The following is a 12,221-nucleotide window of genomic DNA, read 5'->3' on the forward strand; positions in this document are numbered from 1 at the left end:
ACATGGGCTTTTTCAGAAATCAGTTAGCAAATGTGGTGGAATGGGAAGAATTCAGAGACGACATGGTTTTCTATAAATGGAACAACCGTGAAATTAAAAAAGGCAGCCGTCTGATCATCCGGCCGGGGCAGGATGCCATCTTTTTATACAACGGGAAGATTGAAGGGATTTTCCGTGATGACGGCGATTATGATATCGAATCAGAAATCATTCCGTTTCTATCGACATTAAAAGGATTTAAGTTTGGCTTTAACAGCGGCATGCGGGCTGAAGTGCTGTTTGTGAATACGAAGGAGTTCACCGTGAAGTGGGGCACGAAAAACGCCATTAACATTCCGGCGGCGGGAATGCCTGGCGGTATGCCGATCCGAGCAAACGGCACATTTAACTTCAAGGTCATTGACTACATCGGATTGATTGATAAGATTGCGGGTGTCAAGGACAGCTATTTAGTGGATGACATTAAAATCCGGATTACGTCTATTCTCGATCAGCTTTTGATGAAATGGATCACAAAAGAAGGAAAAGACATGTTCAATCTGCAGTCGAATTCATTTGAAATCGGAAAAGGGATTCAAGAAGATCTTGATATGCAGTTGATCGGAGACGGGATGTCGATTACGGGTTTCAATATTATGAGCTTTAACTATCCGCAGGAAGTTCAGGATATGATTACGAAAAACGCTTCTTACGGCATGGTGGGCGATGTGAACCGCTATCAGCAGATTTCCATGACGGACGGAATGTCATCCGGCAAAATGAGCGGAAGCGGCGCCGCCTCCGACATGGCGGGCATGATGATGGGAATGAATATGGCCAATCAAATGATGAACCAAATGAATCAAAATCAGCAGAACCAGCCGCAGCAGAATCAAAGTCAGCAAAATCAGGGGACGGCGCAGGCAAACGGCTCGGAAGGAGCGGCTAAGCCGAAATTTTGTCCGAACTGCGGAACGAAAACGGAAGGCGCGAATTTTTGCCCGAATTGCGGACAGAAGCTTGCCTGACGATATACGAAAAAGAGGCCTTTTTTGGCCTCTTTTTTTGTCATGATTTCATTGTTTGGACGATGAGGGATGTCAGCGCTTTTGATCCCTCGGGTATGAGATGGACGCCGTCCGGTGTGAAGTATTCAGGGTGCTGCAATGCTTTTGCGTGCCAATCGACAAGGGTCACATTTTTGCGTGACTCGGCCTGCTGGCGCAATGATTCGTTTACTTTGCTTTCCCACTGCCGCGGTACACGCGTGTTGACAAGATAGATATCGGCTTTTGAGAAGGAGCTGATCAGTGATTCAATTTGGCTGTTTGTGAAATAGCCATTCGTCCCTAACTCGATGATGACCGCTTTGTTCGGCTGATTAAATGACGCATATTCCGAAGTGAGCCGGAGTGCTTGAGAGACTTGTCTTCCTACCTTTCCGTCGATGGTGACATGAGGGAGGGACTGCCGCAGGTATGACGCAATGTCCAGCATCACCGAGTCACCGATGGCCAGCACGTCTTGCTGAGGCTGTGCTTGTTTTGGGTCAGCCGTTTTTTGAGATGACTGTTCCTTTTTGTCTTTCGTCTTCTTCGTATCTGATTTGCCTGTTGGTTTTTTCTTGTTGTTGTCTGATGCGGTATCCGTTTTTTCGCCGCCGTGTTTTTTCTTGCTGTCATCTTCTTTAGCAGGTTGATCGTGATCGGCCGTTTTGTGCGAAGAGGCGGCTGTTTCTTGCTGCTCGTTTTGCGCGTACGTCCATTGCGGCTTTTTTTTCTCTTCGGCTATCCCTGACAGCCCGCCCGCAAATACGAGAATGGCGGCAAGAATGAGGCCGAGCGACATTCTGCTGATGACAGAGGACGTCTTCCATTCCAAAAAGCGGTTCAGAAACACGCGGCGTAAAAATGGCCGGAAGCCTGCAGAGCGGATCGGCTTCTCAATGAAATGATAAGAAAGCTCGGCCAAAATGAAAGTGGCGCCGATTCTGACGGCGCAATGCCAATAAACCGGATTTCCGATTTCCTGCACCGGGGTGCTCAGCACGATAACCGGGTAATGCCAAAGATAGATTCCGTATGATCTCGTTCCGATCCAGCGAAGCGGCTTCCATGAAAGGACATATCCTATAAAGCTGCTCGGATGGCATATACATGCGACAAGAACCGCTGCAGTGATGCTGATCAAAAGCATGCCGCCTTTGTACAGGAAGGGTTCATATTCATCCGTGTAAAAGACGCAAAGCACCAGTGCGGCAAAGGCGGCAAGCTCTGCCCCGTGAAGCAGATGTTTCATGCTGCTCGGCAGCCGTTTGGAAGATAATCGTTTCATCGGCCATACTAAAGCTAAAGCGCAGCCGATCAGCAATTCAAATGAACGGGTGTCCGTCCCGTAATAAACGCGGCTCGGATCTCCGCCGGGCACATACATCATACTCATTACGACTGCTGAGCATAAGGCGAGGAACATGACCGCAGCTGCAAGCCGGGCCCGTGTTTTACATATGTACATTCCCGCAAGCAGCAAAAAGGGCCATAAGATATAAAACTGTTCTTCAATCGCCAGCGACCACAGGTTTTTTAATGGCGAAGGGGAGCCGAAGCTGTCGAAATAAGAAAGTTTATGAAAGATAAACCACCAATTGCTTATGTAAAAAAGTGAGGAGACCGCATCTCCTCGTACGGTATGCAGGAGCTCGCTGTTAAACAGTACGACCCAAATGACTGTCGTGATAATCATGAGATAAGCCGCCGGCAGAAGCCGTCTGATCCGGCGCACCCAAAAATCACGCAAATCAAGGGTGATGTTATTGCCTTGGGCAGGCAATATAATGGATGTAATTAAATATCCCGATAAAACAAAAAAGATATCAACACCAATGAAACCGCCGTCTGCCCAATTAAAATTCAGGTGATAGGCGATCACGGCGAGGACGGCAAAGGCGCGAAGTCCATCCAGTCCGGGAATATAGCGGTGGTGCAGTGACTTGTCTGACATGGTATTCCTCCAATAATGTGTGCGGAAATTCTCGCTGTTTTGCGGACGGCTATGGCAGATTTCTGTACAGTCTTCCATTTGTTCCGTTAAATAGACGCATTCGGAAGGGGATTTTGTTTCAGAAAAAATGAATGAAATGTTCTGATTCTCTTAAACTTTTCTGCCCCTGTCCGGCGTCTGTTATATGAAAGGGTTCCCTTGCGCAATGGCTGTTGCGGGAAAAAGAAAAAATCCATGATCTGCGGATATCATGGATTTTTTTCTTTTACCGGATATAGCGGTCTCCGACAAGCAGTTTGGAGATGACAGAGGTCGGTATTGTAAACTCTGTAACGCCCATATATCCGGGTGCCGCTTCATATTCATCAAATGAGATGACAAGTTTGTGCTGATCTGTAATATAAAAGTTTTGGTCAGCGCGGATGGATTTGAAAGGCTCCGCCATATCATCATCTTCGACCCAGTAGATTTTATTCGGGTCTTCTTTCATCTGCTTTTTCATTTGTTCTTTAATATTTTGGCTGATGACTTTGATATAACGGTCATCTTTGAATAAACTCTTTAACGTAAGCACGGCCTCATTTTTTTTATCAATCGTGATGTATCGGCTTTGCGTATAAGCGGAAGCTTGTGTTTTTTCGATATCACGGCGGACTGAGATCAGATCCGCTGTATCAGTCACGGTTTCATAATCGCTGTAGATGCTGAGGTGGCCTTTTTTGCTTTTTGAGGTCGCCTTCATAAATTCCTGATACAGCTCTTTGCTTTCTTTCATATAATGCCGGTTGATGCTGTCTTCAAGTTTATGATTGGAAAGGCCGGACAGTGCGGGTGTTTTCACATCAATGTTTGATTGGTTCTTTTCTTCTTTCATCTCCACGAACGTGATGGCTTGGACGACTTTGCCGATGACGGGGATTTTGGACATGGCCTGTGCGGCATCCGGATTGATATTGACAACGGCGGTAAATAAGACGGCCGCAGCGACTGCCGCAGATGTCGGCCACATCACGATTCGTTTTTTCTTCGGTTTTGGCTGAAGGGCTTTTTCAACAATGCTGTCCAATTCCTTAGGAATGGGCACACTTTTGTACTCTTCCCTTAATTGCTCTAATCTCTTTTCCATTAAGAAAGATCCTCCTTCGTCAGCTGAATGCGCATAAGCTTCAGCCCCCTGTAAAGGCGTGTTTTAACGGTATTGATGTTTTCCCCCGTGATGTCTGCGATTTCTTCTAATTTCAGGTCTTCAAAGAAACGCAGAATGATAATGGTTTTATATGGATGCGGCAGGTCGTCAAGCGCTTCGTGAAGGTCTGTGTCTTTGTAGTGATCTTCCTTTCCGCGGCTTAAAAACTCGATCGTTTCATCGTCCATCACTTTTAGTTTTTTCTGTTTGCGGAGAAAATCAATGGCCGTGCGCACTAAAATTTTATAAAACCAGCTTTTGATTACATCGGGGTTTTTGACGGATTCGACCGATGTCAACGCTTTTTGAATTGATTCCTGAACAATATCTAACGCGTCATCCTTGTTCTTTACATAACTTGTACGCAAGCCGGTAAAAGTCTTCTTTGCGCTCAGTTATGCACGTCACAAGCGACGCTTTGGCTGTTTCGTTCTTCATTGCTTCAAAGGGCTCCTTTTTAAAAAATACGTATCATAGGCTGCTGCCTAAGGATAGACGGGACAGGGTAAAAAATAGTTTGCGCAGAGCGGATCATTTTTAAAAGGAAAAGGAAGGGAAGAGGAAGAGACGAAAAAAAGAGCCTGAGCGGCTCTTTTTCGGATGTGTCTGGTATTTTGCCGAACGGCTTAGTTCGGTTTGACTAAGATTTTCACTTGGTTTTTCTCTTTGATTAAAGCGCCGAAGCCTTCTTCAATCAAATCGTCGAGCACGATTTTTTTCGTGACGAGCTTATCTGCTGAGAAGTAGCCTTCTTTCATCAGTGCAAGAACGGAAGGGAAGATATCACGGTATCCGATAATTCCTTTTACGGTCCGTTCTTTGATGACGATGTCGTTCGGATGGATTTCCGCTCCTTTTTCCCAGATGCTGACGATAACCGTTTCACCGGCAATGTTTGTTGACTGGATCGCCTGGCGGAGAACGACAGGAACGCCTGTCACTTCATAAGAAACGTCAACGCCGCCGTTTGTGCGTTTAGCGATTTCTTCAACTACATCATCCGTTTTTGACGGATCAATGATGATAGCGCCGAGTTCTTTCGCTTTTTCCTGGCGTTCCGGTGAAAGTTCGACCGCGTAAATATCCGTTGCGCCGGCCGCTTTCAGGGCTTCAATCACAAGCAGCCCGATCGGTCCGCAGCCAAAAACGGCTGCCTTGTCGCCCGCTTTTAATTTGCTTTGGCGGACGGCGTAAAGTGCTACCGCTGACGGCTCAACAAGCGCGCCCTGTTCGTAAGAAAGCTCTTCAGGAAGCTTAAACAGCAATTCTTCGTCAACGGACACATATTCAGAAAATCCGCCGCCGCCTCCGGCTAAGCCTAAGAATCCCATTTGTTCATCAAGGTTATAGGCACCCTGATGTCCGTGTGTGGCAAAAATCGGTTCTACGACGACACGGTCGCCGACGCTGTAATTTTTGACGCCTTCTCCTACTTCCACGACTTCTCCTGAGAATTCGTGACCCATCGTGACGGGCGCCATTTCGTTTGTTAACGGATGAGGTTTGCCGACCGGAATAAAGATCGGACCTCCCAGATATTCATGAAGGTCGCTTCCGCAAATCCCGCACCATTTGACTTTAATTTTGACTTTTCCCGGTTCTGCTTTAGGTTCATCAATGTTTTCGATTCGAATGTCTTTTTGATTGTGCCATCTTGCCGCTTTCATTGATTATCACTCCTAGTCTGATAGAAACGAGTATAGGTACATGATCAATATGAACCACGGTTAAAAGGAAGAAATGCTTCCTGAAGCCTGATTTCTCAAACTATATCATATGACGCAATTATCAATAGGCCTTATAAAAAGTCCATATTGAATGCAGAAATACTCTATGAATATTATAACGCTAATGTATTAAATTTTGTAGTATAATTTACCATGGAATTATATAGAACAGGAGTTTGTGTCATCAATTGAGTGCGTGTTTCCGTCACGTTGTAATGAACATGTAAAGTGATTGAAATATTATAAACGTCTTCTTGGTGTATAATTTTGCCTAGAATAAAGAATCAGGAGGATGAAAGCTTGAAGAAGTTATTCTTAGCCTTATTGATTTTAGCAGGAAGCACGCTGGGAGCGATCAGTTTCTCTTCTGATGCAAGTGCTAAAAAAGTGAACGGAAATATTACATGGTATAATGGAGTCGGTAAAAAAGGATCGTCCGGTAAAAAACTGGGACACTGGGATTGCGCGACAAAATTAGGATTTGACGTTCCGAGAAACGGAACGAAAATCAGAGCTTATGCGAAATCAAAACCGAAAAAGGTTATCACAGTATACAAAAATGATGTAGGCCGTCTGCCGAATGCCGTATTGGATGTCAGCCCGAAAGCGTTCAAAGCGCTCGGATATCCGTTAAGCAAAGGAAGAGTATCCGGACATTACAGCTATTAAAATAGACCATCTTAAAAAGCAAGGAGAATGATTCTTGCTTTTTCTGATTGACGGAGAGATTGATAATGAAGAAGAAACGATGGATTTGGATCCTCGCAGCCGCTGTTTTGGCGGCGGCGGTCATCGGAGCTGTTCTGCTGATCAAAGGAAAAAGCGGCAGCGGCGGAAAAGCCGTTGTTTCCGGCGGGCATGACAAGCTGCTTGTTTCGCTTACAGACAAAGATCTGATGACGAAATATTACGAAGACAGCCGCATGCTGTACGAGGAAAAGCTTTCGGCATATCCGGCGTTTGCGCTGGATGACGCTCACCAGGCGCTCTATTTTGTCGGTAATAATGATCAAAATGAAATGCGTCTGTATAAGCTTGATCTGAAGACGAAAAAGAAGACGGTGCTTTATAAAGGATCGGCGAGCGCTGACAGTCTGTTTTTATCAAAGGACCTGACGCACATTTATTTCCGTCTCGGTAAAGCGGATGAAGATATTTTCCGTCTCGCATCTTTTGATTTGAAAACGAAGCGTTATCAAAATCTGTATCCGGCGGCGGATGAGAAAGACGACAGTGTGAGCAGCTTCTTTTATAACCGCAGCCAAAACGATTTTGCGCTTCTGCATTATTCCGTTAAAGAGGATTATAAAAAAACGGATGAGGCAAATGAGAAGGGGATTGACCCTGAACCGACGAATATCCGGTTTGCAGCAGGGGCGGGCAAAAACCTTCAGGATCTGACCAATCTTGAACAGTTTATCAGCGACGTGGCGATGTCACCGGACGGAAAGAACCTTGTCTTTACATCTTATACACAAAAAGGGACGGAACAAAAAGCGTCCATCCGTCTGATGAATGTCAAAACGAAAAAAGATGAAACGATTATTACAAACGGGAAGGATTTCGCTCCGCTGATAGATGCCCAGCCGCAGTTTTCTAAAGACGGCAGCATCATTTATTTCATGGCGGAAGCCAAAGGCGCTAAACGCTTGAAGGATGAAACGGGGCGGAACGCGAAGGTCCGGACCATTTATGCTTATCATTTGGATACGAAAAAATGTGAAAAAGTCTGGGAAAATGACAGCGGCATTATCAACAGCTTTTCCGTTATCCAATAATGAAAAAAACACTCAGCGCCAGCTGGGTGTTTTTTAATAAACAAGGCTGGCTGCGGCTGAGGCGAGCCATTTGAAAAAACGGAGAATCGGAACGGCAAAATGGAGTGTTTCGATGAATGACTGTGCGGCAAGGTTCTTTTTCTTCCGTTTCGCCATCTCCTTCAGGTCTTTTTGCTGCTGATCGTTTTTCATGTTCATTGCTCCTTTTCATCATAAAAGGACATGATAACGCAAAGGCCTCTCATGGGACATGGAGGCCTTCTCTATGTTGAGACTCGTAAAAGGGAGGTCTAACTTGATGCCGTTTGATTGTTGTTTTGGAGATTCACCAACGAACGGACGCCGTCGATCATTTTACTGCCGCAAAGGGGGCAAGTCGGGGTATCACTGCCGGTGCCGGCAAAATTCTTTCTGCTCCAGCCGATACAGTCCTCTTTCGTGCATTCCCACGTACTGACATCTTCTTTAGGCAGCGGTTCCTGATTACGTTTGTTGTAGTAAGACATAAAGTCACTTCTTCCCTTATGAATTTTCGTGCACTCCTTCATTGTCTCATACTTTTCCCTAATCTCCTAATTCCTTTTTCTATCCATATTTCCAATGAGGGTGCATCGTCTTCCTGTTATTACAGTATATGCAAATAAACGGCTTCTTATTTTTTCTTTTTGATAAATAAAAAAAGCCCCTTCCGGAGAAAAGGGGTGATTCTTGTTTACTGCTTATCCGTGACGTCCATCGGTCTCATCATGTCGTAATCTTCATGCTCTAAAATATGACAGTGCCATACGTAGCGTCCGCTGTAAGGAGCGAATGTCGCCGCGATTCTGATGACTTCTCCCGAGTGCGCCTGCACGGTGTCTTTCCAGCCTTTTTCACTTGGAGGAGGAGGGACGGCGGGGCCCGTATACACAATGTCGCCGAATTTGTTATAACGTTCTAAGTCAAAAGGACGCCGGTCAAGAACCTGGAAGGAAACAAGGTGCAGGTGTATCGGATGGGTTCCCCCCATCGGATTGATAATCGACCAGATTTCCGTTGTGCCGAGCTTCGGCGCTTCTGTCACAGGATCATGCCAGCGCTTGTTATTAAGCGTCAAAACCGGCCGGCCGTATTTGTCCTGCGTATTTGTGAGTTTAAGCGTCCTGATATTGTGTATTCGTTTTGAGGTCATATCAGGCATGGCTGAAAGATATTTAGGCTTTCGGCTTGTGTCTTCTCCCTTCAGCGGTTTTGTGACGCGGAACTGCATGACATTGGCGTCTGTATCCGGATCGACGTCACCCCCGCAGCCGGTGCCGTTCGTCAGAATGATATGTTCTCCGTCAAAAGCGGAGAAATCAATCAGCACATCATACCGCTCTGCCGGGGCTAAGCTGATGGTCTGTGTTCTGACAGAGCGGGGGAGCAGTCCGCCGTCAGAACCGATTTGGATAAACCGGCCGCCGTTATTGAGCGAGAGAGTAAATGATCTCATATTTGAGGCGTTAAGGATGCGGAAACGGTATGTCCGGGGTTCGACTTCCATATACGGCCATGCTTTTCCGTTGACGAGAATGGTATTTCCGCAAAGAAACGGGACGATTGAAGGGGTGGGCAGCGTTTCGGAAGGGTTATCCGGCCCGCTCGGATAAGACAAGGAACCGTCGTCATTTAACGTGCGGTCCAAAATCATAAGCGGTACGTCATACTCTCCGGCGGGAAGCTTCAGCTGCTTTTCTTTTCGCTCACGGATGATATACATCCCGGCAAGTCCGGCGTACACATTGAGCCTCGTGGCCGCCATGGCATGGTCGTGATACCATAAGAGCGCCCCGCGCTGTTTGTTTGGATAATAGTATACCTCTTTTTCAAAATAAGGACCCGTTTCCTTAAAATCCCGTGTGAACCAGGCTTCCGGATAGCCGTCGCTGTCAGGCGGCGTTTCTCCTCCGTGTAAATGGACGACGGTTCTGCCATCAGGTTCCTGATGGCCGCTTTCTGAATGGTGAATGGTATGGTCTACGGGCAGAAAGTGCTTATCCGGCAAGTCATTCATCCATTTAACATAAATGCTTTCACCTTGGTTGACGTCGATCGTCGGGCCCGGAAACAAACCGTTATACCCCCACAGCCGGGTCGGCGGGAGATCGCGGTGCAGCTTGTGAAAGCATTCCTTCATCGTGACTTCATAATACGTGCTGCCGTCTGATTTCTTCTGCGGCTTCAGTGTTTCGATAATCGGCAGTTCATCTGCAAATTTTTCAAGTGCCATTATTCATCCTGTCCTTATCATTTATTGAATTCCTGTACTATAGATAATGCTGCCTGGAACAAGTTGGTTAAAAAAACACCCGCCCTTTTTTGAGGACGGGTGTTTCTGTTATTGCGCAACCCGGTTTGCGGAAGCGCTCTCTTTCGGTTTTTGTTTTTTGCGGAATACATATGAGGCAAGCACCAGCAGTGTAATAAATCCTGTCAGCAGAAATTCAGACCGCATTGAACTGATAAACAGCATAGATAACAAGATGGCGCAAATGGCGATAATCGTCAGGTAGGTTAAGTACGGATAAAACCACATTTTGATTTTAAGAGATTCAGGGTTTGTCCGTTCGATTTTCTTTCTCATTCTCAGATGTGAGACGGCGATGACGAGATAGACGAGCAGTGCGATCGCCCCTGATGCATTGACCAGAAATAAGAATACGGAGTCGGGAGAAAAGTAGTTCATGACAACGGCAATATAGGAGAAAAAGGTGCCGGCGATAATGGCTTGGACCGGTACGCCTCTTTTACTCAGTTTCATAAAACGCCGCGGCGCTTCATTTCGCGCCGCCAGTGAATACAGCATCCGTGACGTCGTATAAAGCCCGGAGTTCAGGCAGGACAGAACGGCTGTCAGGACGATGAAATTCATGATCTGAGCGGCTGCGGGAACCCCGATATGTCCCAAAACGGCAACGAAGGGGCTTTCCAAAATATTGGCTGAATTCCACGGAAGCAGCGTGACCACAACCGTAATGGAACCGACGTAAAAAATAATGATCCTCCAGACGACTGAGCGGGTCGCCTTTGTGACGGATTCGACCGGGTTTGACGTTTCTCCCGCTGCGATTGCGACGATTTCAGATCCCATGAAAGAGAAAATGACGACGACGATTCCGAGCAGAACGGAACTTGGGCCATTAGGGAGAAATCCGCCGTTGCCCGTCAGATTTTCCAGCCCGACCGGTTTGCTGCCGGGGACGATTCCGAAAATGAAAGCAAATCCCGCGATTAAGAAGACAACGATTGTCGCTACCTTCACTAAGGAAAGCCAGTATTCAAATTCACCGAACGATTTAACTGAATAAATATTCGTCAGTGTTAATAGCACGGTCAGAAGCAGACTCGTCAGCCATAACGGAATCCCGGGGAACCAGTACTGTATGATTCCGGCGCCCGCAATGGCTTCAATGGCAATGACGATGACCCAGAAAAACCAATACAGCCATCCGATGGTATAACCGGCCCACGGTCCGATGGCGTCATGCGCGTACTGTGAAAACGAACCGCTTGTCGGGTTGACGGAGGACATTTCCCCCAGCATCCTCATAATAAAAATCACTAATAGTCCTGCTAATGCGTAGGAGACAATCGCTCCGGGTCCGGTGGAATGAATGACGGATCCGCTTCCGACAAATAATCCGGCGCCGATCACGCCGGCAATTGAAATCATGGTCATATGCCGGGTTTTTAATCCCTTCGATAAAGAATTAGGCTGATTCATTCTTTGCCTCCTTTTGGGTTATTTTATGCTGAATATTCCGACAAATATTATTCTATCATAAATGCATGAGACATTTGTTAATGATGTTAGAAAATGTGACTTCTTTTCTCATCCGTACACAGAAAATGACGCAAGGTGTTTCTATAGACCCACTGTGGTTCAGTGATGTATCTCAATAATAGGAAAATGCGAGTAGAGAGGAGTTTATTAATATGAAGAGAAATGATGAACTGAAAAAGGGAGAATCCGGGACAATGGTGTTCTATCTGCAATGAAGCTGATCATCGGTTATGTTTTTCACTCAGAAGCACTTACTGCAGAGGTTTAATAATAACTGACATTATTGTTTCGGTGGCTGTAATAATCGTCCTGCCATCTCTCAAAAACCTCCTGAAGTAGATCATCCATTCACGGCCGCTTTCGGGTGGAAACGATCGCATCGCTTATCGAATCTTTTATTATGAGAGTTGTCGGACTGCAAGTGCTGTTGGAATTTATTTTTTCTGCTAAACAAGAGATGCCAAAAGCTTGGACGACAGCAGGCCTGCCAGTACAATATTAGGCCGGTCAAAAAAGTGAAGAGCCAGGTGCTCCTTGCAGCTGGTAATAATAAATTTCGAGGCATTCGTCAGTATCAGCACGTTATCGGAATTACAGGAGAGAACAGATAATTTGTACTATTTCATATATTTTCAATTGACAGAATCATTTCGTTATAATAATCTGTTTTCTGTAAATGTATTTAATTACAAATATACAATTTATTCTTATTTTTGTAATTAAATTAAAAGATTATTTATATCTAT

10 protein-coding genes and 2 pseudogenes are annotated in these 12,221 nt (G+C 45.8%); 4 read left to right on the forward strand and 8 right to left on the reverse strand.

All coding sequences use genetic code 11. The features are described from left to right. Window positions 1–2 precede the first annotated feature (2 nt). Window positions 3–1,007, forward strand: coding sequence for an SPFH domain-containing protein (locus AC1DN5_RS16880; protein ID WP_016937049.1), 1,005 nt, complete (start codon window positions 3–5; stop codon window positions 1,005–1,007). 40 nt (window positions 1,008–1,047) lie between these two features. Here the strand turns inward: AC1DN5_RS16880 and AC1DN5_RS16885 are convergent, their stop codons facing one another. From AC1DN5_RS16885 to AC1DN5_RS16900, 4 genes and pseudogenes are all read right to left on the reverse strand, one after another. Beyond that, entirely contained in the window at window positions 1,048–2,979 is a 1,932-nt protein-coding gene (locus AC1DN5_RS16885) for an acyltransferase family protein (protein WP_366970111.1), read from the reverse strand. A 265-nt stretch (window positions 2,980–3,244) separates the two neighbouring features. Continuing rightward, window positions 3,245–4,105 (reverse strand): anti-sigma-V factor RsiV, encoded by an 861-nt coding sequence (gene rsiV, locus AC1DN5_RS16890; RefSeq protein ID WP_045926858.1) that lies wholly within the window; start codon window positions 4,103–4,105, stop codon window positions 3,245–3,247. Next, a pseudogene (locus tag AC1DN5_RS16895) lies at window positions 4,105–4,603 on the reverse strand (RNA polymerase sigma factor). The gene rsiV and the pseudogene AC1DN5_RS16895 overlap by 1 nt, the downstream one beginning before the upstream one ends. 188 nt (window positions 4,604–4,791) lie before the next feature. Beyond that, window positions 4,792–5,832 (reverse strand): 2,3-butanediol dehydrogenase, encoded by a 1,041-nt coding sequence (locus tag AC1DN5_RS16900; protein ID WP_007408876.1) that lies wholly within the window; start codon window positions 5,830–5,832, stop codon window positions 4,792–4,794. Between the two features lie 360 nt (window positions 5,833–6,192). On the opposite strand from AC1DN5_RS16900, the gene AC1DN5_RS16905 reads away from it, so the two are divergent. Further along, entirely contained in the window at window positions 6,193–6,561 is a 369-nt protein-coding gene (locus tag AC1DN5_RS16905) for an RlpA-like double-psi beta-barrel domain-containing protein (protein WP_016937044.1), read from the forward strand. A gap of 65 nt (window positions 6,562–6,626) precedes the next feature. Next, window positions 6,627–7,670: a TolB family protein gene (locus AC1DN5_RS16910; protein ID WP_045926856.1), complete on the forward strand. Its 1,044-nt coding sequence runs from the start codon at window positions 6,627–6,629 to the stop codon at window positions 7,668–7,670. A 33-nt stretch (window positions 7,671–7,703) separates the two neighbouring features. Here AC1DN5_RS16910 and AC1DN5_RS16915 read toward each other — a convergent pair whose 3' ends face one another. From AC1DN5_RS16915 to gabP, 4 genes are all read right to left on the reverse strand, one after another. Then, window positions 7,704–7,862, reverse strand: coding sequence for a hypothetical protein (locus AC1DN5_RS16915; RefSeq protein ID WP_045926855.1), 159 nt, complete (start codon window positions 7,860–7,862; stop codon window positions 7,704–7,706). Between the two features lie 98 nt (window positions 7,863–7,960). Next, window positions 7,961–8,176, reverse strand: a complete 216-nt coding sequence (locus AC1DN5_RS16920; RefSeq protein ID WP_029575254.1) for a cold-shock protein — start codon at window positions 8,174–8,176, stop codon at window positions 7,961–7,963. Between the two features lie 206 nt (window positions 8,177–8,382). Next, entirely contained in the window at window positions 8,383–9,921 is a 1,539-nt protein-coding gene (cotA, locus tag AC1DN5_RS16925; protein WP_045926854.1) for an outer spore coat copper-dependent laccase CotA, read from the reverse strand. A gap of 108 nt (window positions 9,922–10,029) precedes the next feature. Continuing rightward, the gene (gene gabP, locus AC1DN5_RS16930) at window positions 10,030–11,415 is read right to left on the reverse strand and encodes a GABA permease (RefSeq protein WP_016937039.1); all 1,386 of its coding nucleotides are present in this window, start codon (window positions 11,413–11,415) and stop codon (window positions 10,030–10,032) included. 212 nt (window positions 11,416–11,627) lie between these two features. On the opposite strand from gabP, the pseudogene AC1DN5_RS16935 reads away from it, so the two are divergent. After that, window positions 11,628–12,057, forward strand: a pseudogene (locus AC1DN5_RS16935) (cation efflux transmembrane domain-containing protein); the annotation flags it as partial. Window positions 12,058–12,221 lie beyond the last annotated feature (164 nt).

It is taken from the genome of Bacillus sp. 01N42_2 (assembly GCF_056399565.1).